This window comes from Rahnella sp. JUb53, assembly GCF_004346065.1.
GTDB classification, from domain to species: Bacteria; Pseudomonadota; Gammaproteobacteria; order Enterobacterales; family Enterobacteriaceae; genus Rahnella; species Rahnella variigena.
In genome coordinates, this window is sequence record NZ_SLYT01000004.1 from 230,599 (window position 1) to 255,099 (window position 24,501).

Annotated in this window: 22 protein-coding genes; 8 read left to right on the plus strand and 14 right to left on the minus strand. The window is 50.0% G+C overall.

Features of this window, described 5'->3' with window-relative positions; genetic code table 11:
* Nucleotides 1-119 precede the first annotated feature (119 nt).
* Genes EC840_RS11615 through fghA form a run of 3 tightly spaced genes read left to right on the plus strand, consistent with a single transcriptional unit; the run spans nucleotide 120 to nucleotide 3,087 of the window.
* A complete protein-coding gene (locus EC840_RS11615) occupies nucleotides 120-1,049 on the plus strand; it encodes a LysR family transcriptional regulator (RefSeq protein WP_132965414.1) in 930 nt (309 codons plus the stop codon).
* A gap of 44 nt (nucleotides 1,050-1,093) precedes the next feature.
* A complete protein-coding gene (locus tag EC840_RS11620) occupies nucleotides 1,094-2,218 on the plus strand; it encodes an S-(hydroxymethyl)glutathione dehydrogenase/class III alcohol dehydrogenase (protein ID WP_112287268.1) in 1,125 nt (374 codons plus the stop codon).
* Nucleotides 2,219-2,229: 11 nt separating this feature from the next.
* The gene (fghA, locus tag EC840_RS11625) at nucleotides 2,230-3,087 is read left to right on the plus strand and encodes an S-formylglutathione hydrolase (RefSeq protein ID WP_129638990.1); all 858 of its coding nucleotides are present in this window, start codon (nucleotides 2,230-2,232) and stop codon (nucleotides 3,085-3,087) included.
* A gap of 607 nt (nucleotides 3,088-3,694) precedes the next feature.
* Here the strand turns inward: fghA and gsiD are convergent.
* The 5 genes from gsiD to EC840_RS11650 form a co-directional block, all read right to left on the minus strand.
* Nucleotides 3,695-4,615, minus strand: a complete 921-nt coding sequence (gsiD, locus tag EC840_RS11630; RefSeq protein WP_112291500.1) for a glutathione ABC transporter permease GsiD — start codon at nucleotides 4,613-4,615, stop codon at nucleotides 3,695-3,697.
* Between the two features lie 8 nt (nucleotides 4,616-4,623).
* Complete coding sequence (gene gsiC, locus EC840_RS11635; RefSeq protein ID WP_112291498.1) at nucleotides 4,624-5,544, minus strand: glutathione ABC transporter permease GsiC; 921 nt, start codon at nucleotides 5,542-5,544, stop codon at nucleotides 4,624-4,626.
* Between the two features lie 109 nt (nucleotides 5,545-5,653).
* Nucleotides 5,654-7,210 (minus strand): glutathione ABC transporter substrate-binding protein GsiB, encoded by a 1,557-nt coding sequence (gene gsiB / locus EC840_RS11640; protein WP_113877517.1) that lies wholly within the window; start codon nucleotides 7,208-7,210, stop codon nucleotides 5,654-5,656.
* Nucleotides 7,211-7,269: 59 nt separating this feature from the next.
* Nucleotides 7,270-9,126 carry a dipeptide ABC transporter ATP-binding protein gene (locus tag EC840_RS11645; RefSeq protein WP_132965415.1) on the minus strand — a complete coding sequence of 619 codons (1,857 nt, stop codon included), beginning with the start codon at nucleotides 9,124-9,126 and terminating at the stop codon, nucleotides 7,270-7,272.
* Nucleotides 9,123-10,130 carry an isoaspartyl peptidase/L-asparaginase gene (locus EC840_RS11650; protein ID WP_132965416.1) on the minus strand — a complete coding sequence of 336 codons (1,008 nt, stop codon included), beginning with the start codon at nucleotides 10,128-10,130 and terminating at the stop codon, nucleotides 9,123-9,125. Before EC840_RS11650 ends, EC840_RS11645 begins: the two co-directional genes overlap by 4 nt.
* A gap of 275 nt (nucleotides 10,131-10,405) precedes the next feature.
* Between EC840_RS11650 and tsgA the strand changes: the two genes are divergently transcribed.
* Entirely contained in the window at nucleotides 10,406-11,602 is a 1,197-nt protein-coding gene (gene tsgA, locus EC840_RS11655; protein ID WP_113877514.1) for an MFS transporter TsgA, read from the plus strand.
* A 75-nt stretch (nucleotides 11,603-11,677) separates the two neighbouring features.
* On the opposite strand, the gene EC840_RS11660 is transcribed toward tsgA, so the two are convergent.
* The gene (locus tag EC840_RS11660; RefSeq protein WP_013574728.1) at nucleotides 11,678-11,911 is read right to left on the minus strand and encodes a DeoR family transcriptional regulator; all 234 of its coding nucleotides are present in this window, start codon (nucleotides 11,909-11,911) and stop codon (nucleotides 11,678-11,680) included.
* A gap of 242 nt (nucleotides 11,912-12,153) precedes the next feature.
* Here EC840_RS11660 and moeA point away from each other — a divergent pair, with 242 nt between their 5' ends.
* Together moeA and moeB are read left to right on the plus strand one after the other, a co-directional pair.
* Nucleotides 12,154-13,398, plus strand: a complete 1,245-nt coding sequence (gene moeA / locus EC840_RS11665) for a molybdopterin molybdotransferase MoeA (protein WP_165929025.1) — start codon at nucleotides 12,154-12,156, stop codon at nucleotides 13,396-13,398.
* 2 nt (nucleotides 13,399-13,400) lie between these two features.
* A complete protein-coding gene (moeB, locus tag EC840_RS11670; RefSeq protein WP_113877512.1) occupies nucleotides 13,401-14,162 on the plus strand; it encodes a molybdopterin-synthase adenylyltransferase MoeB in 762 nt (253 codons plus the stop codon).
* Nucleotides 14,163-14,345: 183 nt separating this feature from the next.
* Here moeB and EC840_RS11675 read toward each other — a convergent pair whose 3' ends face one another.
* Nucleotides 14,346-15,938 carry an ABC-F family ATPase gene (locus EC840_RS11675; protein WP_132965418.1) on the minus strand — a complete coding sequence of 531 codons (1,593 nt, stop codon included), beginning with the start codon at nucleotides 15,936-15,938 and terminating at the stop codon, nucleotides 14,346-14,348.
* A gap of 40 nt (nucleotides 15,939-15,978) precedes the next feature.
* On the opposite strand from EC840_RS11675, the gene EC840_RS11680 reads away from it, so the two are divergent.
* Complete coding sequence (locus tag EC840_RS11680) at nucleotides 15,979-17,508, plus strand: recombinase family protein (protein WP_132965419.1); 1,530 nt, start codon at nucleotides 15,979-15,981, stop codon at nucleotides 17,506-17,508.
* A gap of 36 nt (nucleotides 17,509-17,544) precedes the next feature.
* On the opposite strand, the gene EC840_RS11685 is transcribed toward EC840_RS11680, so the two are convergent.
* Together EC840_RS11685 and EC840_RS11690 are read right to left on the minus strand one after the other, a co-directional pair.
* Entirely contained in the window at nucleotides 17,545-18,033 is a 489-nt protein-coding gene (locus EC840_RS11685) for a glycoside hydrolase family protein (RefSeq protein WP_132965420.1), read from the minus strand.
* Between the two features lie 9 nt (nucleotides 18,034-18,042).
* Nucleotides 18,043-18,405 (minus strand): hypothetical protein, encoded by a 363-nt coding sequence (locus tag EC840_RS11690; RefSeq protein WP_132965421.1) that lies wholly within the window; start codon nucleotides 18,403-18,405, stop codon nucleotides 18,043-18,045.
* Between the two features lie 37 nt (nucleotides 18,406-18,442).
* Between EC840_RS11690 and EC840_RS11695 the strand changes: the two genes are divergently transcribed.
* A complete protein-coding gene (locus EC840_RS11695; protein ID WP_243701055.1) occupies nucleotides 18,443-19,051 on the plus strand; it encodes a GNAT family N-acetyltransferase in 609 nt (202 codons plus the stop codon).
* Between the two features lie 49 nt (nucleotides 19,052-19,100).
* Here the strand turns inward: EC840_RS11695 and EC840_RS11700 are convergent, their stop codons facing one another.
* From EC840_RS11700 to EC840_RS11715, 5 genes are all read right to left on the minus strand, one after another.
* The gene (locus EC840_RS11700) at nucleotides 19,101-19,634 is read right to left on the minus strand and encodes a hypothetical protein (RefSeq protein ID WP_132965422.1); all 534 of its coding nucleotides are present in this window, start codon (nucleotides 19,632-19,634) and stop codon (nucleotides 19,101-19,103) included.
* Nucleotides 19,627-19,794 carry a hypothetical protein gene (locus tag EC840_RS25280; RefSeq protein WP_165929026.1) on the minus strand — a complete coding sequence of 56 codons (168 nt, stop codon included), beginning with the start codon at nucleotides 19,792-19,794 and terminating at the stop codon, nucleotides 19,627-19,629. The genes EC840_RS11700 and EC840_RS25280 overlap by 8 nt, the downstream gene beginning before the upstream one ends.
* Before the next feature lie 9 nt (nucleotides 19,795-19,803).
* A complete protein-coding gene (locus EC840_RS11705) occupies nucleotides 19,804-20,268 on the minus strand; it encodes an endonuclease domain-containing protein (RefSeq protein ID WP_132965423.1) in 465 nt (154 codons plus the stop codon).
* A complete protein-coding gene (locus EC840_RS11710) occupies nucleotides 20,243-20,548 on the minus strand; it encodes a hypothetical protein (RefSeq protein WP_132965425.1) in 306 nt (101 codons plus the stop codon). Before EC840_RS11710 ends, EC840_RS11705 begins: the two co-directional genes overlap by 26 nt.
* A 109-nt stretch (nucleotides 20,549-20,657) precedes the next feature.
* Nucleotides 20,658-24,500 (minus strand): hypothetical protein, encoded by a 3,843-nt coding sequence (locus EC840_RS11715; protein WP_132965427.1) that lies wholly within the window; start codon nucleotides 24,498-24,500, stop codon nucleotides 20,658-20,660.
* Between the last annotated feature and the right edge of the window lies 1 nt (nucleotide 24,501).

The following is a 24,501-nucleotide window of genomic DNA, read 5'->3' on the forward strand; positions in this document are numbered from 1 at the left end:
GCAGATTTCTTAAAAGAAAGTTAATTGGAAGTTGTGGCTATGATGCCTTATGAGTACAATCACGAAAACTGAATAATACAAACCAACTTGCTTACGATAAGAGAACACAGGAACCCATCATGGATCTGACTCAGTTACGGATGTTTTGCTGCGTAGCGGAAACCGGTTCGCTGGCGCGTGCGGCAGAGCAGTTACACCGCGTGCCATCAAACCTGACCACCCGTTTACGCCAGCTCGAACTCGAACTGGGTACAGATTTGTTCATCCGTGAAAAACAGCGCATCCGCCTTTCCGCGATGGGTCACAACTTCCTTAACTACGCCGAACGTATTCTGGCGCTGAGTGATGAAGCCATGAGCATCACACATGCCGGAGAACCTGCCGGGAACTTCGCGCTGGGCTCGATGGAAAGCACGGCAGCAACGCGTCTGCCTTCGTTGCTGGCGGCCTATCATCAGAAATTCCCGCAGGTGGCATTGTCGCTGGTGACCGCCACGTCCGGCGAAACCATCGACAACGTGCGTGCGGGACGTCTCGCGGCGGCGCTGGTTGATGGCCCGATCGATTTTGACGACATCAACGGTTGTATCTCTTTTCGCGAACGCATGGTGGTGATCAGTCCGCTGGGCGAATCACCGCTCGACGTGCCCGCCGGTCGCAGCGGTCATACCGTTTTTGCGTTTCGCCCGAGCTGTTCCTACCGCCAGCGTTTGCAGGGCTGGATTAAGCATATGAATGTGCCGGTTGCCAACACGATGGAGATCCAGTCCTATCATTCAATGATGGCCTGTGTCGCCAGCGGTGCGGGTATCGCGATGATCCCGCGTTCGGTGCTGGAACAATTGCCCGGGCACGAACGGGTAGAAATTCACGAAATTCCGGATGAATTCGCCGATACCGCCACCTGGCTTATCTGGCGCAGGGATGCGTTCAGCCCGAATGTCCGGGCGCTGAAAGAACTGATTATTGAACAGAATGACGGTGTGATCCCGTTACTGAAACACCCGCTGGCTGGCGAACATGACCCGGCTTTGCATCCGACGTATTAACCTGAAATCTGATTAAGCTAAAAACACCTGACTGGAGCTACATAATGGAAATGATTAAAACGCGTGCGGCCGTCGCCTGGGGCCCGAATCAACCTCTGTCCATCGAAGAGGTCGATTTGATGCCACCACAAAAAGGCGAAGTGCTGGTGCGTATCGTCGCCACCGGTGTTTGTCATACAGATGCTTACACGCTGTCCGGCAAAGATCCGGAAGGCGTTTTCCCGGCAATCCTCGGTCATGAAGGCGGCGGTATCGTTGAAGCCGTTGGCGAAGGCGTCACCAGCCTGGCCGTCGGCGACCACGTGATCCCGCTGTACACGCCGGAATGTGGCGAGTGTAAGTACTGTAAATCCGGCAAAACCAACCTGTGTCAGGCGATCCGCACCACACAAGGTAAAGGCCTGATGCCGGACGGCACCACCCGTTTCTTCAAAGACGGCAAGCCGATTTTCCATTACATGGGCACTTCGACTTTCTCCGAATACACCGTTGTTCCTGAAATCTCCCTGGCGAAAATCAACAAAGAAGCGCCGCTGGAAGAAGTGTGTCTGCTCGGTTGCGGCGTGACCACCGGCATGGGCGCGGTAATGAACACGGCTAAAGTCAAAAAAGGCGACACCGTGGCGATCTTCGGTCTGGGTGGCATTGGCCTTTCAGCGATTATCGGCGCAGTGATGGCCGGCGCAGGCCGCATCATCGGTATCGATCTGAACACCAGCAAGTTCGATCTGGCACGTAAACTCGGCGCAACAGATCTGATCAACCCGAAAGATTACGACAAGCCGATTCAGGAAGTGATCGTTGAAATGACCGACGGCGGCGTGGACTTCTCCTTTGAATGTATCGGCAACGTCAACGTGATGCGTTCCGCACTGGAATGCTGCCACAAAGGCTGGGGCGAATCCGTCATTATCGGCGTGGCCGGTGCCGGTGAAGAAATCTCCACCCGTCCGTTCCAGCTGGTGACCGGTCGTGTATGGCGTGGTTCCGCATTTGGTGGCGTGAAAGGCCGCAGCCAGTTGCCGGGCATTGTGCAGCGTTATATGGACGGTGAATTCGCCCTGAACGATTTCATCACCCATACCCTGCCGCTGGAAGAAATCAACGAAGCGTTTGACCTGATGCACGAAGGGAAATCTATCCGCACGGTTATTCATTTTAATAAGTAAGGAATGTTTCGATGAGCAGCTCGATTGAACTACTCGAAGAACACCGGATGTTTGGCGGCTGGCAGCAGCGCTACCGTCATACGTCTGCGAGCCTGAATTGCAGCATGACGTTCAGCATCTATCTGCCACCGGCAAAAGACGATGCACCGCCGCCGGTACTGTACTGGCTGTCGGGCCTGACCTGTAATGATGAAAACTTCACCCTTAAAGCCGGGGCGCAGCGCGTCGCGGCTGAGCTGGGGCTGATTCTGGTGATGCCGGACACCAGTCCGCGCGGTGAAGGTGTCGCCAACGACGAAGGCTACGACCTCGGTCAGGGCGCAGGTTTTTACCTTAACGCCACGCAGTCGCCGTGGGCAGCGCATTACCGGATGTACGATTACCTGCTCGATGAGTTGCCTGCGCTGATCAGCGGGCATTTCAAGGTCAGCGACCGGCAGTCAATCTTCGGCCATTCGATGGGTGGCCACGGCGCGCTGATGCTGGCGTTGCGTAATCCGCAGCGTTTCTGTTCTGTGTCCGCGTTTGCGCCGATTGTGAACCCGGCTCAGGTGCCGTGGGGGCGTAAAGCTTTCACTGCGTATCTGGGGGATGACGAAAGCCAGTGGCTGCAATACGACAGTTGCCATCTGCTGAGTGCATTGCCTGCGGATCAGAAAACGTTCCCGATTTTAGTTGATCAGGGCGACGGCGATCAGTTCCTGGCGGATCAGTTGCAGCCGTCAAAACTGGCAGAAATCGCCCGTCAGCGCGGCTGGCCTTTACAGCTGCGCGCCCAGCCGGGGTACGATCACAGTTACTTCACGATTGCCTCGTTTGTGGAAGATCACCTGCGATTCCATGCGGAGTTTTTGCACTCCGGGGCATGAGTGCGTAATGCCTTTTGATGCTGAATGAGAAAATTTCGGTTTCTCAATGGCAGTGATCACCTGATTCATTGCGTCGAAACCGCCCAAAAGGGGAAGTGCTTTTCCCCTTTTGGATTTCCCCTCGCTTTTTAACTCCCCGCTATCGCTGTCACGACGGACATGTTCTGGTACATCAGTGAGTGGCGCAAAATGTCATCGCTTTGCGATTCCCTCATTTCAGGATTCGAGCCTTGGGTCTCGAACCATTCATTCGGTGCCATTTTTGATCGCGTCAATCAACTTTTTTAAAAGATGAAAAACTGTCCGCTGTGATTTTAAGATCATGCGGGCGATTCAGAAAGCTTGCTGAATGAGAGGTTGCAGACCCAAGGCTGCAATCCCGAAATGAAGGCACCGCCTGGCGGCAAGATTTCCAGCCTGTCGCGGTGATACCTGAAACATAGCCAGCGAGCGAAGCGTGCAGTTTGAGACGTGGAGATTCCAAAGAGGGCTCGTCTTAGCCCTCTTTGGTCGGTTTCAAACACAGCAGGTCATGTGAAAGTTGTTATTAAGAAACCGAAATCTTCGCGATTCAGTTAAAAAAGGGGGCTTTGGGGATCCCCAAAAATCAATTCTTCAATTTCGGATCCAGCGCATCCCTTAACCCATCCCCCAGCAAATTAAACGCCAGTACGGTCAGGAATATCGCCAGACTTGGGAAGATTGCCACGTGCGGCGCCATGACCATATCGGCGCGGGCCTCGTTGAGCATCGCGCCCCACTCCGGCGTTGGCGGCTGTGCGCCCATTCCGAGGAACGACAGGCTGGCAGCGGTGATAATCGATGTGCCGATACGCATGGTGAAATACACCACGATTGATGACAACGTGCCCGGCAAAATGTGACGGAACAAAATCGTGGCGTCGGATGCGCCGATACTGCGCGCCGATTCAATATAGGTTTGCTGTTTGAGCACCAGCGTGTTGCCGCGAACAAGACGTGCGAATGCCGGGATACTGAAGATAGCGACCGCGATGATCACGTTCGACATACCGTTGCCCATCACCGCCACCACGGCAATCGCCAGCAGAATACCGGGGAAGGCAAACAGCACGTCGCAAACGCGCATGGTGATGCGGTCCCACCAGCCTTCGTAGTATCCGGCCAGTAATCCGAACACCGTGCCGATCGCTGCACCGAGCACCACAGAAAGTACGCCCGCGGTGAGTGATATCCGCGTGCCCATCAGAATCCGGCTGAAAATATCGCGCCCCAGTGAATCCACGCCGAGCCAGTGGATCAGCGATGGCCCTTCGTTCAGACGGTCATAATCGAAATAGTTTTCCGGATCAAACGGCACCAGCCACGGCGCAAACATCGCGGCGACAATCAGTAACAGGATAAAAGCACCCGCTATCATCGCAATATGCTGCCTGCGGAAACGCCGCCAGAACGCTTTCCACGGTGTGCGAACCGCCTGCGATTGCGCAGTTCCCGGTGTGATAATCGGCAAACTCGCGAGTACGGCATTTCGCCGCCAGTTTTTCATGCGTTCACTCACTTGTATCGGATGGAAGGGTTGATGACGGCGTACAGCATGTCCACCAGCAGATTGATGAGGATGAACTCCAGCGAAAACAGCAACACTTCTGCCTGTATCACCGGATAATCACGCATCTCAACGGAATCGACCAGCAACCGCCCTAACCCCGGCCAGTTGAAGACTTTTTCCACGACAATCGAGCCGCCAAGCAGGAAGCCAAATTGCAGCCCCATCATGGTGACCACCGGGATCATCGCGTTTCGCAGACCGTGTTTAACCACCACCACAGCCTCATGCACGCCTTTAGCGCGAGCGGTGCGCATGTAATCTTCCTGCATGACCTCGACAAATGAAGCGCGGGTAAAACGGGCCATGATCGCCGCGACCGCTGCGCCGAGCGTTACGGAAGGCAGAATGTAATGCTGCCAGCTGTCAGCACCCACCGTCGGCAACCAGCCCAGTTCAACGGAAAAGATTTGCATCAGCAACATGCCCAGCGCAAACGCCGGGAAGGAAATACCAGAGACGGCCAGCGCCATACCGAGACGATCCGGCCAGCGGTTACGCCAGACGGCAGACACCACGCCAATGACCAGCCCGAAAATCACCGACCACAGCATACTGGTCATCGTCAGCCAGAAAGTCGGCATAAAGCGGGAACTGATTTCATCAATGACCGGGCGTTTTGACACCATCGAGTGACCGAAATCACCGGTCAGCGCATTGCCGAAAAAAGTGAGGAATTGCTGATAAAGCGGTTTATCCAGCCCGAGATCCTGACGTACCAGCTCTACAACGCTGGCGTCGGCGTCCTGTCCGGCCATCAGCCGCGCCGGATCCCCCGGCAGCAGATGCACAAATAAAAACACCAGCACCGCCACAATCAGCAGTGTCGGGATCAGTCCGAGTAATCGTTTTAAAAAATAATTAAGCATGATTCGCTGTCTGTGATTTCACGGTTCGACATCCATGTTCCGGACCCGGAACACACGAGTTCAGGGCGCGCACGCTATGCGCCACACGCCCTGAAAGCTTCACCGCGTATTATTTCACGTCTGCATCATCAAAACTGAACGCCGTATCCGGCATCACATAGAACCCGGTCAGGCGTTTGTTTTTCGCCGACACCAGACGTTCGGTCACCAGGAATGCCCACGGTGCATCGGTCCAGATTTGTTTCTGGGCATCGGCGTACAATTTGGCTTTCTCGGCTTTGTCGGTGGTTTTCAGCGCGTCAGACAGATCTTTATCCACCTGCGCATTGCTGTAGAACGCGGTGTTGAACTGCTTCGGTGGCGCAGCCTGCGTGGAAAACAGCGGCGACAGCGCCCAGTCGGCTTCGCCGGTAGACGCCGACCAGCCGGTATAGAACATGCGGATACCCGCCTCTTTCTGCCCGACGTTCTCAACCTGCGCGGCACGCTGCGCTGCATCCATGGCGGTGACTGTCACCTTGATACCGACCTGCGCCAGTTGCTGCTGGGTGAACTGCAACACTTTCTGCGCCGTGCTGTTATTGTGCGACGACCACAGCGTAGTGGTGAAACCGTCCGGATAACCGGCTTCTTTCAGCAATTGTTTGGCTTTAGCCGGGTCATACGGCCACGGTTTGAATTTCGCGGCGTATTCGATGCCCTGCGGCAACGGCCCTTCTGATGGCACCGCGTAACCGGCAAAGGCCACTTTAATCAGCGCCTGTTTGTTGATGGCGTAGTTGATGGCCTCACGCACTTTGACGTTATCGAAAGGCTTTTGCGTCACGTTAAAACTGATGTAACGGTGCAGAATTGACGGCGCGGTGACCAGATCCAGCTTATCGTTTTTCTCCAGCAACGCGGCCTGCTCGTAAGGCACCGGGAACGCCAGATCCGCTTCACCGGTTTGCAGCATCGCGGCGCGGGTATTGTTATCCACGACCGGACGCCAGGTGATGGTGTCGAGTTTCGGCTCGCCCTTTTTCCAGTAACCGTCGAATTTCTTCACTTTCACGAAGTCGGTCTGGTTCCACTGTTCCAGCGTGTACGGGCCGGTACCGACCGGATGGAAGCCGATGTCTTTGCCGTATTTAGTCAGTGCCGCCGGAGAAATAATCACCGCAGACGGATGCGCCAGAATGTTGATGAACGCGGAGAACGGTTCTTTCAGCGTAATTTTTACCGTGGTGTCATCGACCGCTTCGGTGCTGGCAATATTTTTAAACAGGTTATAGCGTTTGAGGTGGCTGTCCGGATTACTCGCACGGTCAAAGTTAACTTTTACCGCCGCAGCGTTGAAGTCCGTCCCGTCCTGGAATTTGATGCCGGGATGCAGTTTGATGGTATAAACCAGACCGTCTTTGCTGACCGTGTAGCTGTCGGCCAGCACGTTTTCCAGCTTCATATCCTTATCAAAGCCAAACAGCCCCTGATAGAAAGATTTGGCCACTGCCTGCGACAAGGTGTCGTTGGCATCATAAGGATCAAGCGAGGTGAAGTTAGAACCTACCGCGACAACCACGTCTTTTGCCGCCCAGGCAGACGCCGATGCCAGCGAACCGAAAACAGCGGCAGCGAGCACGGCCTGACGGACTACGTTCTTACCTTTATGTTTATGCTGATTCATATCAGTTCCTTTCCTGTCTTACCCGTTAAAAAGTGGCTCAAGATGAGCCACCATAAAAATTAGTAAACACCGGCAATGGCGTGCCGGGCAACAAAATGCCCTTCCGCCACCTGAACCAGCGGTGCGACAACCGGCTCATCATTAAGCGCACGAATCGGACTGGGAATTTCATCCACCAGCAGCGCCTGATCTTTACGCTTATGACCCGGATCGGCCACCGGCACCGCCGCCATCAGTTTGCGGGTATACGGATGCTGCGGATTTTCAAACACCGCGCGGCGCGAGCCGATTTCCACAATCTGACCGAGATACATCACGGCAACGCGATGACTGATGCGTTCCACCACCGCCATATCGTGTGAAATAAACAAAAATGCCAGCCCGAACTCTTTCTGCAAATCCATCAGCAGGTTGACGATTTGCGCGCGGATCGACACATCCAGCGCCGACACCGACTCGTCAGCAATCACCACTTTGGGATTGAGCGCCAGTGCGCGGGCGATACAAATTCGCTGCCGCTGACCGCCGGAAAATTCGTGAGGATAGCGCTGCGCATGTTCCGGCAGCAGCCCGACTTTCTCCAGCAACCACGCGACGCGCGCTTCCGCCTCTGCGCCCTTTGCCAGGTTATGCACCAGCAACGGCTCCATAATTGAATACCCGACCGTCAGACGCGGGTCGAGTGACGCATAAGGATCCTGGAAAATAAACTGAATATCACGCCGCAGATGTTGCAGTGCGCTGCCGCTGATATCTGTCAGCGTCTTGCCATCAAAGGTGATGGTTCCGCCCTGACTTTTCACCAGTTTGAGCAACGAACGGCCGGTGGTGGATTTTCCGCAACCGGATTCGCCCACCAGCGCCAGCGTTTCGCCGGGATGTAAATCAAAACTGACTTTTTCAACCGCATGCACACGACGCGTCACGCGGTTGAAAATACCGCTGCGCAGGTCAAAACGGGTCACCAGATCACGCACCTGCAATATCGGCGGCACGCCGGGTGTCAGGGTGTTTTGAATCAGTTCGGGATCGCTTTCCTGCTGGTCGGGCGCAGGGAAGCGGGCGGGCAGTGGTTTACCGGCCATGGATCCGAGCTTTGGCACGGCCGCCAGCAACGTCTGCGTGTAAGGCTGTTGCGGTGTACGAAATATCGCGCCCGCGTCACCGGTTTCCACGCTGTTACCCTGATGCATGACCAGAACGCGATCGGCGATTTCCGCCACCACGCCCATATCGTGGGTGATGAAAATCACGCCCATGTGCATCTCTTTTTGCAGCACACGGATCAGCTGTAAAATCTGCGCCTGAATGGTCACATCCAGCGCCGTAGTCGGTTCGTCGGCAATCAGTAACGCCGGTTTACACGACAGCGCCATCGCGATCATCACCCGCTGGCGCATACCGCCGGAAAGCTGATGCGGATAGCTATCGAGAATGTTTTTGGCTTCAGGAATGCGCACCAGATCCAGCATACGTAAGGCTTCGGCACGGGCGGCGCGATGATCTTTATCCTGATGTAAACGGATAGACTCGGCGATCTGTTCGCCTACCGGAAATACCGGATTGAGCGAGGTCATCGGCTCCTGAAATATCATCGCCATGTCCGCACCGCGCAGGCTGCGCATGGCGGGTTGCGTTGCTGCCATCAGATCAACGACTTCACCGTTACGACGGCGAAATTGCATTTCACCCTGGGTGATCTGCCCGCCGCCCTGCTCCACCAGACGCATCAGCGCCAGCGAGGTAACGGATTTACCTGAGCCGGATTCACCGACTATCGCCAGCGTTTCGCCGCGCTTCACGTGAAAACTGAGCTGATTCACCGCGGGGATGATGTGCCCGTCATGCGCGAACTGCACGCTGAGCTGGCTGACCGCCAGAACGTGGTCGGGAGGCAGAGTCAGGGAATTATTCATGAGCGGTAAATACTGACGACAGGTGCTTCGCCCACGCGGGCAAAGCCGCGATACATACCTTCACTGTTGAAAGGCAGTTCCACGTTGCCAAATTTATCGACGGCAATCATCCCGCCGCTCCCGCCCAGTGGCAGCAGTTTTTCCTGCACCACTTTGTGTGTCGCTTCTGCCAGCGTTAAACCGGCGTATTCCATCAGCGCCGCCACGTCGTAGGCAGCCACGGTGCGCATAAACACTTCACCGGTGCCGGTGCTGGAAATCGCAACCGTATCGTTGCTGGCGTAACATCCGGCGCCAATAATCGGCGAATCACCGACGCGTCCGGCCTGTTTGTTGGTCATTCCGCCGGTCGATGTTGCCGCCGCCAGATTACCGAGTTCATCTATCGCCACCGCGCCTACGGTGCCAAATTTACTTTCCGGATCAATCGGGTCGCCTGAAGCATTCAGCGACGCCCCGTCGTGATCGAGCATTACGCCGGTATCCGCGGCAATAGCGCGCTGCAACTGGTCATAACGTTCCTGAGTGAAGAAATACGCTGGTTCCACCATTTCCAGACCATTGGCACGGGCAAAATCTTCTGCGCCTGCACCGGTGAACAGGACGTGCGGGCTGTTTTCCAGCACCTTACGGGCGGTCAGAACAGGATTGCGGATATGGCTGACGCCGCAAATCGCACCGGCATCCAGCGTGCGGCCATCCATAATGCAGGCATCTAATTCATGCGTACCCTGATGGGTAAATACCGCACCTTTACCGGCATTAAATAACGGGCATTCTTCCAGCAGGCGCACGGCTTCGGTTACGGCGTCCAGTGCGCTGCCACCCGCGGCCAGAATCGCCTGCCCGGCACTGACAATCCTTTCCAGTTCGGCCAGGTAAAGTTGTTCTTTTTCGGCGCTCATTGCCGCACGGGTTATTGCCCCGGCACCACCATGAATAGCAATGACCGGACGCTTCTTGTTCGAAACGGAAGCCGCTGAATTATCAGTAGAAGAACTCATTAGCACTGCACCTTTCGATGTTGTATTTATGTATGGAAGATGTTGACCTGTTTTTTGACTATATTTAGCCCGCTACAGTATGTAAAGCAGAAATGCATCGCCACCAAAATGGCGCTAATTGCTTAGATTGTTTAGGAAAAACAAATGCTGCAATTGAATATACATGCGGGACAAATCACCAGAGAACAGCAATAATAAACGTCCTAATCGCGGCAAAAGCACCTCTGGATAAGCTTACCGCGACTTTTTATTTTCTCTTTTTAGGAAATCAGTTTATGGAAACTGTTTATAACCGCCGCCGGATTAATGTGATCTCATGGCTAAGTTACTTTTTTACAGGGGGCCTCGTCTCCACTCTGGGTATTGTTATCGGGCCAGTCGCGACGGCTTTTAATAAAGATCCGGCCTTTATCGGCCTCATGTTCTCACTGATGAACATCGGTTTATTCCTGCCGATTATGATCAGTGGCATCCTGATGCGTAAGTTCGATCTGGGCAAGCAGCTGATCACCGGGTCAATTGTCACCATCCTGACCTGTATCGCGCTGTTCGTGATGCCGTCGATTACCCTGTTCGGCATCGGCGTTTTCCTGATTGGTGCGACAGCTGGCCTGATGATGTCGATTGGCAGCTATCTGGTTGTGCGTATTAATGACGACCCGAAAAAGCGTTCCGCCAACTTAATCTTCACCGACTTCTTCTTTGCGCTTTCCGGCATGACGTTGTCTCTGGTGCTCGGTTTCCTGTTCAAGCATGGCGCGAGCTGGCTGGCGATGTACGGCATCATGGGTACGCTGAGCGTGCTGATGATCCTGCTGTGTGTGGGTCAGAAATTCCCGACCGTTGCGCAGCCGGAAAAAGTGGCGAAAAGCGAGCGGGAAGCGAAAGAGCCGTGGGGCTTCGCGGCGTACGTGCTATGTTTTGCCCTGTTCGCCTTCGTCTTCAGCGAGCTGGTTTTCACCCTGTGGATGCCAAGCTGGTTGCATGAGCATTTCGGTCTGGACACTGACAAAGCGGCGATCTACATCACCACTTACTGGATGGTGAAAGCGATTGGCCTGTTCCTGAACCAGTTCACCGTGCGTTTTGTGAAACTGCGTACCTTCCTGTTTGCGTCGGCCATCGTCGGGTTAATCAGCCTGTTTGTGGTGACACACAACGAAAACACCACGCTGGTGATGATTGCCGTTGGCCTGTTCGGCTTCTGTAACTCCGGTATGTTCTCCGGCCTGATGAGCTACGGCAGCCTGCAGGTGAAAAACTCACCTCCAACGCTGACCTCTGCGCTGCTGACGACGGCTTCAGTCGGTACGCTGATTTTCGCTTCCTTCTCATCATTCATTTACCGCGAATACGGCCTGTTCTGGGCACTGAATATTGCGACCGTATCTTACGTTCTGCTGGTGCTGGCGGTGATCATCGCCGGTGTGCGCAGTAAAGCGGAAAAAATCCACCGCGAAATGGCGGCATAACATTTACTACGCATAAATTCATGCATAAAAAAGGGAAGGCTTAAAAGCCTTCCCTTTTCTTATTTAGCTGCGCCTTTAAAGCTGCGGGCAACGCTGCAAACTGTTTAGCCAGGATGTTTCTGGCTGAGCGGCCAGACGACGCGCGCGTCCATGGCGGCGTAAAATCAATCCCTTGTCCTGCATTTCACTCAAATCACGTCGGATCGTTTCAAGACTCACATCCAGCGATTGTGCCAGTTCGCTAACCTGTAACACTTCATGTTGTTCTACCAACTGAAGGATGGCCTGATGGCGATTTTTTTTAAGCACCGGTTATTCCTGTGTATATGACAGATATGTGACACAAATCACAAATAACGGTAACTATGATAACCGCGTTACATCCGTAATTTTGGGATCGATCTCAATTTTTCAGAAATCCCCACGAAGTTTTTACGCCTTCAGCGGTTTTTGGTTCGTCCCGATTCTCTGTCATACTATGCTCATGCCCCATTTTCCCGTCCGTCGCCGGTGAGTACGCCCGCGTCGCCGGACTGAATCACTAAGGAATTTTGATGGAATTCAACACTGCAGGTTTGATCTCACTTCAGGAAGCGCTGGATAAAATGCGCGCTTACGTTCCGAAAAAAACAGCGCAGGATGCCGAATCGTTGCCACTGGCAACCGCCGCTGGCCGTATTACTGCGGCGCCGGTGCTTTCCCCGATTTTTGTCCCGCCTTTTGATAACTCCGCGATGGACGGTTATGCCCTGCGCATTGAAGATCTGCACGAGGGCGCTGTCCTCCCGGTGGCGGGAAAAGCCTTTGCCGGCGCGCCTTTTCATGGCGAATGGCCTGCCGGAACCTGTATCCGCATCATGACCGGTGCGCCGGTTCCGGCCGGTGCCGACACAGTGATCATGCAGGAACAGGCAGAAGTTTCAGACGCGGGAATACGTTTCACAGCAACGGCGCAAAAAGGCCAGAATATCCGCCTGATGGGTGACGACATTAAGCAAGGCGACAGCGTTTTGCCTGCGGGCGTGCGTCTGGGGGCGGCCGAATTACCGCTGCTGGCGTCCCTTGGCGTGACTGAAGTACAGGTCTGGAAGCCGCTGAAAGTCGCCGTATTTTCCACCGGTGATGAGCTGCAACCTGTCGGTACGCCTCTGCAGGAAGGCCAGATTTATGACACGAACCGGTTTGCCGTGCGGCTGATGCTCGAGCAACTCGGCTGTACGGTGCTGGATTTAGGCATTATCCGCGACGATCCGCAGGCATTGCGTAAAGCGTTTGAAGAAGCCAATGAATTTGTCGATTTGGTGATTTCCAGCGGCGGTGTTTCCGTCGGTGAGGCCGATTACACCAAACAGATGCTGGATGAACTGGGCGAAATTGGTTTCTGGAAACTGGCCATGAAACCGGGCAAACCGTTTGCTTTCGGAAAACTGAAAGACAGCTGGTTCTGCGGACTGCCGGGGAATCCGGTGTCGGCTGCACTGACGTTTTATCAGCTGGTTCAGCCATTTATCGCTCAGCTTTCCGGTCACAGTGCCTGGCAGTTCCCGCCACGCCTGAAAGCGAAAGCCGTAACGCCACTGAAAAAATCGCCCGGCCGCCTCGATTTCCAGCGCGGTATTTTCAGCACCAATGCAGAAGGTCAGCTGGAAGTGCGCACTACCGGCCATCAGGGATCGCACGTCTTCAGCTCCTTCAGCCAGGCTAACTGTTTTATCGTGCTTGAGCGTGAACGCGACAATGTTACGGCTGGTGAAATCGTTGAAGTCGAGCCTTTTAACGCGCTGCTGCGGAGCTGAACATGGCGACTCTGCCGGAACTGACGGACGCTGAAGCCCTGCGCTATAACCGCCAGATAGTACTGAAAGGGTTTGATTTTGATGCGCAGGAACAGCTGAAAGCCAGCCACGCGCTGATTGTCGGGCTGGGAGGTTTAGGCTGCGCCGCCGCGCAATATCTGGCGGCGGCAGGCACCGGTACGTTAACGCTGCTGGATTTCGATACGGTATCGCTCTCAAACCTGCAACGCCAGACGCTGCACACTGACGCGCGGATCGGGATGCCGAAAGTCGACTCCGCCGCCATAGCGCTGGCGGCAATCAATCCGCACATCCGCTTAAATCAGGTAAATGCTCAGGCGGATGACGATTTATTACGCGAACTGATCGCCGCCTGCGACGTGGTGGTGGATTGCACCGACAATGTCACGACGCGTAATCAGCTGAACAGTGAATGTTTCGCGCAGAAAAAACCGCTGGTCTCCGGCGCCGCCATCCGTATGGAAGGTCAGCTCAGCGTATTTACCTACCAGCCGCAGGAACCCTGCTACCGCTGCCTGAGCCGGTTATTCGGTGAAAATGCGCTGACCTGCGTGGAAGCTGGCGTCATGGCCCCGCTGGTCGGCACCATCGGCAGCTTGCAGGCGATGGAAACCATCAAACTGCTGACAAAATTTGGCGAAACCCCGCGCGGAAAACTGCTGATGTTCGACGCCATGACGTTGCAGTTTCGCGAAATGAAACTGATGAAAGATCCGCATTGTGAAGTGTGTGGTGATTGTTGAATCAGTAAATTCAGACACAAAAAAACCGCCTTTATCGGCGGCGGTTTTTAAATAATAAGAACCTCTAAATCATTCGAGTTGTATCAAGGCGGCAACTGAACAAATCCCCGGGAGCATACATCAGTATGTGACCGGGGTTTGTGAGGAAAGCCAACGCAGAGACAGCTTGAAGGATGACGAGGTTTAATTGATGCCCTGGCTACGCAGGTAGTCTTCGTAGTTACCAGAGAAATCAATCACGCGCGTCGGGGTCATTTCCAGAATACGCGTTGCCAGTGAGCTGACGAATTCACGGTCGTGGGAAACGAAGATCAGCGTTCCTTCATACATTTCCAGCGCCATGTTCAGTGACTCGATGGATTCCATATCAAGGTGGTTGGTTGGTTCATCCATAATCAGGATGTTTGGACGTTGCATCATCAGTTTCCCGAATAACATACGACCTTTCTCACCACCGGAAAGCACTTTCACTTTCTTCTTGATATCGTCCTGACCGAACAGCAGACGGCCTAACACACCGCGTACAGCCTGCTCGTCATCTTTCTCGGATTTCCACTGGCTCATCCAGTCGAATACGTTCAGGGTATCGTCGAATTCGTATTCGTGATCCTGCGCGTAATAACCGATTTTAGAGTTTTCAGACCATTTCACTGAACCGCTTTCCGGCTCATGCTCACCGACCAGCGTTTTCAGCAGGGTCGATTTACCGATACCGTTAGCACCCAGAATCGCGACTTTTTCGCCGACTTCCAGCATCAGGCCGAGGTTTTTAAACAGCGGACCGTTGTCGAAACCTTTGGTGATCTTTTCCACTTCCAGCGCATTACGGAATAGTTTCTTGTCCTGTTCGAAACGCATGTAAGGGTTCTGACGGCTGGACGCCTTGATTTCATCGAGCTGAATTTTATCAATCTGACGGGCGCGGGACGTTGCCTGTTTAGATTTAGAGGCGTTGGCGCTGAAGCGGCTGACGAACGATTGCAGTTCAGCAATCTGCGCTTTCTTCTTGGCGTTATTAGCTGTGAGAAGTTCACGAGCCTGCGTGGCCGCCGTCATGTATTCATCATAGTTGCCCGGATATACGCGCAGTTCGCCGTAGTCCAGATCCGCCATGTGCGTACACACCATGTTCAGGAAGTGACGGTCATGCGAAATGATGATCATGGTGCTGTTACGTTCGTTCAGCACCTGCTCCAGCCAGCGAATAGTATCGATGTCCAGGTTGTTCGTTGGTTCGTCGAGCAGAAGAATTTCCGGATCCGAGAACAGTGCCTGCGCCAGAAGCACACGCAGTTTAAAGCCCGGCGCGATTTCGCTCATCGGACCATAATGTTGCTCAACAGGAATGCCTACGCCCAGCAGCAGTTCGCCGGCACGGGATTCTGCGCTGTAGCCGTCCATTTCACCGTAAGCGACTTCCAGATCAGCCACTTTGTAGCCGTCTTCTTCGCTCATTTCCGCCATGGCGTAAATGCGGTCGCGCTCTTCCTTCACTTCCCACAATTCGGTGTGGCCCATGATCACGGTGTCCAGCACGCTGAACTGTTCGAAGGCGAACTGATCCTGGCGTAATTTACCCAGACGTTCGTTCGGATCAAGAACGACGTTACCGCCAGAAGGCACTAAATCGCCACCGAGGATCTTCATGAAAGTGGACTTGCCACAACCGTTCGCGCCAATCAGGCCATAACGGTTACCGCCGCCAAATTTCACGTTAATGTTTTCAAATAACGGCTTGCTGCCGAATTGCATGGTAATGTTGTAACTTGTTAACAAAGGAATTCACTCTTTAGATAAACGGGATTTTGGTCACATTATGCCACAACCAAACAACGGTATCGCCTACAGTTACGTTCGTTTTTCAAGCAAACGTCAGGAACAGGGTGATAGTTTGCGCAGACAGTCTGAAATGGCAGAAGAATATGCGTTGAAAAACAACCTCAAACTTTCAAGTAAGAACTTTCAAGACTTAGGGATCAGTGCTTTCAAAGAGGGTAAAAGGCCATCGCTAGTCGATATGCTATCCGCCATTGATGAAGGTCAAATTACATCAGGAAGTACAATCATCATTGAGGCCTTAGACCGTTTATCCCGTCGCGGTATAGATGCAACCCAAGAAACTGTGAAAGAAATACTGCGCAAAGACGTGCAAGTCGTTTCGCTATCTGATGGATTGTTACTGACTAAGGATTCATTGAATGATCTCAATAGCGTAATTCGTATCGCTGTTGCTGCTGATCTTGCGCATAAAGAGTCTGAGCGTAAAGCTGAACGGTTACGGCAGACCAAAGGACAGCAACGCGAAGCTGCATTAGCCGGTAAGCCCATCAATAAAATCCTTCCGTTCTGGTTGGTACGTACGACTGCTGGTTATGCATTCAGCGATAAAGCAGATGTAGCCCGAAAGATTATTAGACTCAAGCAGTCTGGTAAGGGGTCGAATATGATTGCCAAGATTCTAAACAATGAAGGAATCGCTGGTATCAGGGCTGCGCAATGGAATCATGGTTCGATAACCAAGATGGTAAAACATCCTGCCCTGTATGGTGCGTATCAGACTGGCGAGACAAACAAAGAACGACACTTCATCATCGGTGAATTAATTGAAAATTACTTTCCTGCTCTGATCACCAAAGAAGAATGGTTGTTACTTCAATCAGACCAGAGCAAATCTAAGAGGGGAACTAGAACAGAGGACAACCCTTACAGTGGTTTACTGCGCTGTTCTTGTGGTGGCTCGCTGGTGAAGGTTAAAACGACGGTTCGCGATAAGTTGTACGTCTATCACAAATGTCTGAACGCTAAAGATGGTCGATGTACTCAAAAGCTTTCGATTAAAGGTCTGGATGATGCTTTACCTAAGATCCTTGGTCGGCTCGAATTCAAGAAATCCCAGACTCCCGACCAGTCGTCGATTGAGGAAGTCAAACAGCTTGAGCAACGTATCAATCATCTTAATGAACAGCTAATGACCCTCACTGAACCACCATTATCAGTCATGCAAACCATTAGCCGTCTGGAGATCCAAAAGAAAACGCTTACCGATACAATCACACGCAGCCAACGCGAACAACAGGGCATCGATTCTATCAAGCCAGAGATGCTATCTACTGTTACGGGATTAGAACTCAATATGATGCTTAAGCGTGTTCTCGAGTGCATCACCGTGTCCCCTGCTGGTACGAATTGGCGGGTTCAAATCAAGCATATTTCCGGTGACACACAGGGCTTCATTCTAACCGACGGCGAAGTACGTTTTGTGTCGGATACCATCCAGTTAAGACGGCAGTTAGCTGAATTCAAAGACGGTTACCGTGAAGAAGATAACCACTCTGATAATGATTAAAACAAAGCCCCTTCCGAATGGTTGGGGCTTTGGGATTTAGACAGAATAAGAATTGAGAGTACCGGTAGACATTACTGCGGTTACACGCCTTGCCCTGTTTGGAGTTTGACGCGCCCATTTGCTGTTCGATGCTTCAAGGGATGCAGCACGATAATTTCCGGCATTCAGATGATTGATCATCTTTCGGAATCCCAACACACCGGCAACGCCTAACTGATAAACCATGTTCACCAGAGCCATTCTGCGGGGTTCACCCATCATATTGTATGTTTCACTGAGAGTAGATGATTGAATGCCTCTGAGTGCGTTCTGGATGCCTTTATTGAAGAGTATTTCTGATTCCTGTGGTGTTATTTTACCATTGGTCGATCGCGATAGCAGTTTATCCAAAATTTTAATAGCTCCTATTTTGCATGGTAGTTTTGTGATCAATAAACCGACACCGATCGTCCAATAACCCTCGGTGTCTTTATAAAGCTCGAGTTTCAATCCTTCATCAAAGCGAAGCATGTCGTATAGATTCATATTCCCGCCCTACAAGAACTGGAAGAAATATGAAATGACACGCGTACCTTTTATGGCTGACTGAATATGCCCACAGCAAATTGCACGTTCACCGTAAGCCCACGGATTTTCAATATCTATTTCTTGCGATACTTTAAAGTGATATTTAGGTTTTTTGAACTGTGTGCTTACGACAAACACGTCATTGCTATTACGCAAGAATTCAGAAATTCTTTTTTCTTTAACATTCTTCGCATCGTAGGGATACGTCATGTCGTCTGGTTGGATACCAGCAATCTTTATTTGCTTTAAGTCGTCAAGACTGTAATATGGAAATGTCGGCATAATAACCTCTGGAGAGTTGATGGTTATATTTATGCCTATCAAATACATACAGCATCCCTAAAATTTAATAGAGGCTAAAACTGCCATGACACAGATGCAACAAGCTCCCCAAGATGTCATTGAAAAATTCTTGCCGATGATATTCGAAAATGAAGCAAAGGGTATTTTATCCGACTTGCAAGTTCAGCCCGTAATTTCAATCCAGTTTATGTGGTTTACCGAGTCTGAAACAAAGTTAGCGATTGAATACGTTGTTGGAGTTCTACTTGAGTGTTATCGTGCTGGACATCTCAAAGTTGTAGTTAGCCATGAAGATGATCGCCTATACGGTTACGCCATGTTTTTCATTCATCCTGATCCGTCAATTTCACGATATTGCCATAAAATATATGTATTTGAACAATATCGAGGAAATGGTATAGGAAGTCGACTACTTGATGGAGTTCTGCAAGATTCGCAAAGTACCAGCTTACTTTGCGGTCATAATTTAATTCCATTTTATGAACAAGCTGGAATGGAATACAAAGGTGATTTTTCTCCACCTGCTGCATCCGAGGGATTTTCGCTCACCAGAGGAATGTATAGTGGGTTAGCTTTAATGGGTAAATCCGATGCAAATGGTGCAGCACCAGTTTTCATGCTAAATGACTCTGATGTGAATAAAATAATTAATCTAATTGGTACAAATTCATAAATCATTATTAATATGCGCACTTTATTATTAAGTGCGCATTTGATTATCATCATCGCATGACTACTCTATTCACTTGCTGAATCATCTGATCGGACAATTCACTCCATGTCCCCACTCGGTGTATACGACGTGCTTTTTTGAATATTGCGATTAAACGTTTGTTTTGCTTTTTAGCTGTTGTCTTGATCAGTGCAATACGTGTCACACCATTACGTTTCTGTGTTATCTTTTTGAGATTCTTCATGTTCTTGAGACCAGTAATGTTACCAAAGCTGTTGGTGTATCCTTGCAGTGGTACAAACTTACTGACTTCTTTATTTGAATCGATCAAGGGTGCCAAATAACGGGCTTGAGCATCTTTGATGTAAATTCGGTTAACTGAACCAATCCGATCAATCTTGAAAGAAAACCCTACCGCCTGTTGAGTGAAGTTCGTAGGCCGGTCAATTCTTCCATTAATCTTTCGTTGTAGATTTACAGATGCCAATTTGGAAGCTTTTGTCACCTTTTTACAGAATGAGTCAGTTTCCTTTATTCGCCACTTTTCTAAATCCCGCTGTATGTCTCTTGCATTTCTAGCCACTGATACCCCCAAACATCATTAATATTTTAACCGCTTCGTCGATGATGATGGGGGGAAATGGAAATCCGGCAACGACAGACAGAGGAACGATGATCATGTTATAAACAACCGCAAGCGCCAATATTGCTCTCATTACATCGGTTAATTTAATATTTTTCATTTTTTGCTCCTACTGAGCGTATAAAACCTTTATTGTTTTCCTGTATATCTTGATATCTTCTTCCTTTGATGCACCGGCTAAAGCACCGAGGCGTTCAAGAATTGATTTTTGGTCTTTCCGTGTAGATTTACTGAATTTCCTTACCGAATCCGTAATAAACTTCGGATGATATGGCTTGTCACCATAGTCATTTAACAGATATTCAGTCAGATTTTTGAAGAATACACCTAACTCAATTTTAGTCGTCAACCCCGACCGACTAAATTTATGTCTGATCATTCCTTCCAAAAGATTGCATTGTGCGTGCAACAACCCCCGACACTTACCCGCATTATTTCCGGTGAGGTCGTGGCTATGATCTAAATGTGATTCATTAACAGAACCAAGTTCATGATTGCATAATGGACATATTCCATTCTGTTGCGCGTACAATGTTTCTTTATATTGTTTAACCTCGGCGATTGAAACTAACATTTTTTGAAACCTGTTTATGATCTAATAATGTCAGAACACGCACGATGTTATTACCTTGTTCGATCATACTCTTTTCGATACTTTCCAACCGACGATCAATATTTGAAATTTTACTTTCAAGATTACCCACCCGATTATCAGTAACATTATGTCGTGATTCTAATGCACCCAATCGACGCTCGACTGAAATGTTCTTTCCGCTAATGGTGGAATGAAACTTCCACAAGCTACCCACAACAGTACATATACCAACTAAAATGGCAATGATTCCGCCTTCCATATTTTTTCCTTTACAGCCTGCTTTTGGACTGATTTATTATTTGAAAAATGCCCGAGTTTGGGCATTGTTATTTACGCCAAATGTTTCAGCCATCCCTGGCTTGTTGTATTTAACTTTCCCAACGGTTGAAACGATCATTACGTAATGGATACGCAGCAATCGTGAAGTCAGATATTTGACAATAATCCCCGTCATCACCATTGATTTGATAGAATGTCCATGTTTGAGCACCTGCACCAGCGGGAATATCAAAACTTAAAGAAGTTGTTACGCCTTCACGTCCTAACCATTCTCTGATTTGAGTACCATTTTGAGTTAATCTCACATTCAAACGTGTCTTTTTGTTTGGGTTCCATGTTAATGCCACGCCAATCAACGTGACACGTACCGCATAATCCATTCCACCCGCATAAGAAAAACTCAAGTTAGACATATTCTTACCAACTTGTTTACCGACGATAGTTTGCATTGAGGCAATATCACCCTCAATTTTATTCGCCTTAACTGTTCCGTAGAAATAACCATCTGTAGCTTGGATTGAACCTCTGAATACACCAGCATTCGCGTTTACAGTACCGTTAAAAGTACCTGAATTTGCTTCGATATGACCACGCACAGTAACGTTATTAAAGACTGAGTTACCATTCTTGTTGATTGCCCAACCAGTTGTATCACCATTCCAGTTATCGGAAGATATCTGTTGGGATATCTGAGCATTACCAATGGCAGCGTTCTGAATCTTCGCAGATGTAATTTGCGCATCACCAATCTTCGCAGTGGAAATTGATGCATCGCGAATCTGTGCCGTACCGATACTTGCATCTGCAATCATTGCAGATTTGATATAGGTGCGAGAACCGTTCACTTCAAACGGAATGGTTGCAGCAGAGACTACGCCTGTAGATGGAACTATAGCGAATTTGTCTACCGCAAAGTACGCAGCAGAGTTTTTCACCGGACCATCGGTAGCCTGTAATTTAAAACCTGCATACACGCCATTGGCATTCACTGTCATGCTGTAATCGGCGTTAACCTGATTGGTTAATTTATCAACAGATGCTTTCCATTCGGTGTTAATCGATGCTACTTGACCATCGACGGATGCTTTCAATTGATCTACACGTTGCGTCTGGGCTTTATCATTTGCCGCAACTTGACTGCTCAGTGTCGATATTGATGAAGCATTTTTTGAATCTCCCTTCTCCCATTCTACTTTTGAACTATCGTATGACTTCTTGATCGCGCCGGTATTAGTATCAAGAATTTCAGTACGCAGAGCCGTAACGTTACTTGAAACGCTGGATACATCCCCTTTCACTGTGTTGATTTGCGTGGTCAAATCCTGTTTAACCAGCTTGTCCGCTGCCTGATAATCCGTCGAGACCTTGTTGATCTGGGTAGTAAGATTACCGTTCGTTTTAGTCTCAGAAGTTTTAATCGTTGCGTCTGTGTACTTCGTTGCCAAATCGTTGGCATCTTTAACCGCATTGTCGAACGTATCGTCTAATTTATCCTTCAACCCGATCAGGTCTTCAATTGCCTGTGCATCTTGTTGTTCCCATGGGATTTGAGTCGCAATTTCTACAAAAATAGCCTCTGACCAAACCAATTCAATCAGACCAAATACGTCATAATGAGCAGCACGGATATACCAATCACCATCTTCGATATCAAAAGAATGGCTGAACTCACTGGATGTGCTTAAAGATTTCACATCTTTGGTAAAGTTCTGGTCTTTCGCTACCTGAATCTGAGTGCCCGCGTAGTCTGGTTCCAACGCTGTTGCCCATGAAACAAATATCTGACTGAACCCACCACGAGCAGCGAAACCTTTAACCGGTAGATGCTGGCTGTTTTTGACAACCAATTTTGTTTCGGTCGATTTCATGTTCCCAAATCCAATTGCCGTAACGCCGATCGTAATCTGACGTGAAAGCCCTTGGTTCTGGTTCATAGCCCACGTGTAGATGAAGCTCACGTCCCGAGTTCGATAGACCGTTGTCTTAGATCCTGTAATCTTGACCTCATACTCTTTGAACAAGTCTGCAAATGTCTGTGACGTACCGTTGATGTTCACCTTCAATGCTTGCTGATCGTTCCAGCCGAATCGGAACTCTGTCGAGTTGGTGGTAGTTGCGTTCGTTGTTGGGTTCAGTAGTACCAAACCGGTTGGCGCGGGTATCTGATAAACAATCGCAGGATTCTGGTTAACGATTTCAATCCATTCAGAACGCGCAAGCAGGCCGAAAGCACAGACTCGGAAATCATATGTATACTGCGAGTCCAGACTATAGATACTGTAATTGTTGCCAGAAGTCGTACCGGCATTAATCCAGTCCTGCGACCCTGATACTTTGTACTGAATACGAAAAGCGTAACGGTTGAAGTCTTCGTCTGACTCCCAAGCCAACATGACTGATTTACCATATACCGTCTCGGCAATCGCTTTTGAGGTTAAATTACGTGGTGGATTGACCACGGTTGCATTAGGTATATTTGAGCCGTTGTTGTTCGGATTCTTTGCAAAATCCAAATCGGTATAAACACGGGAATCATATTCGACGCAGCTTAACTGAATGTTACCCGCGACAGTTCCTGATAGTGATCGGTTTACACCGACAACACGCCATAATGAATCGATCAGTTTAAGTTCACCGTAGGATACTTTGATCACGTCGTTCACTTGCACGGTGTATGCATCAAAGGTTGAGAAGCTTAATGATTGCTTCAACATCGCCTTGTTGCGTTCGATCGCCGCTAGCTTATCCAGTTGTGCTTTATTTTTAACGAAACGATAGTTGATATCTTTTGCGATAATGCGTTTGTCTTCCTTTATCAGCGCATCATTGACGGTATCTGACGGATAACGAAGAACTTGATCGGAATAATCAATCGCGGGATCCTGATAAGACACATTCAGCGTGTTGTAATACCCGTTCGATTCCCCGTCTTTGAGTGTGATCATTGACTGACTGATATTGTCCTCATCGAATGTGTATTGAACAACACCTGGCTGATCAACTGCACACGTTAATTTGCCGAAGGACTCATATACCAACCCACCAAACGAACCACAGATCTGAGTGATATTCGATTTGAAAGTCGCATTAGGATCAGTCGTACCGTTCGAGTAGAACTGATTCTGATAAGCCAGTTGTGCAGAGTCTTTAAATGAATCGATATCTACTAGTTCCAGATCGACACCAAGGCCATAACGCTGGTTGGTCATGTAATCCAATAACTGTGACGGTCCGTTCGTTGATGCCTTTCTGGTGCCGTCAACAAGGTCAGTGATCATCAGGCCGGTAACGTCTACCCCGATCTGACTGTTCGGCTGTAGAATGTCAACACCGTCCTGTAAACCTTGGTTTGTTTTGTGCATCACAATGCAACCAGTAACCACATTATTACCGGTGAAATTGTCAGGCCATTGGTCTTTTCCAAGGTATTGCTGTGCTAACTGAGATACACGCCCATTCGTACCACCCAAACTAAATTCGATATCAACATACTTGCTGAATTTTGGATCTATATTTGCTTTTGGAACAATACCGTCCTTGAGTTGTAACCCGCCCGTCAGGATCCGTTTATTATCCAGATAAAGATTGTTGATTGATTCAACGGGACCTTCGCAAATTGCAAATAACGTCACCAGATACGTATTATTGGTTGGTGAAATATCTTTCCATACGACGATACCGCCTGTGCGTTGTTTCCCATAAATGACAGGCAATACCGTTTTTGGATCTGTTGATGTTCCAATTGTTGCCCCCATATCCGCACTGTTGAATGTCGGGACGCTTTGCTGCATAGACATATAAGACATTACGCCTGATACGACAGCGACGGCAGCACCAATGGCAAGTGATACCATTAAGGTCATACCCGCAACGTAGGCAGCAGATGCAGCAGAGGCACCCGCGATAATTGCGGCGACTGCGATAATTGCCATA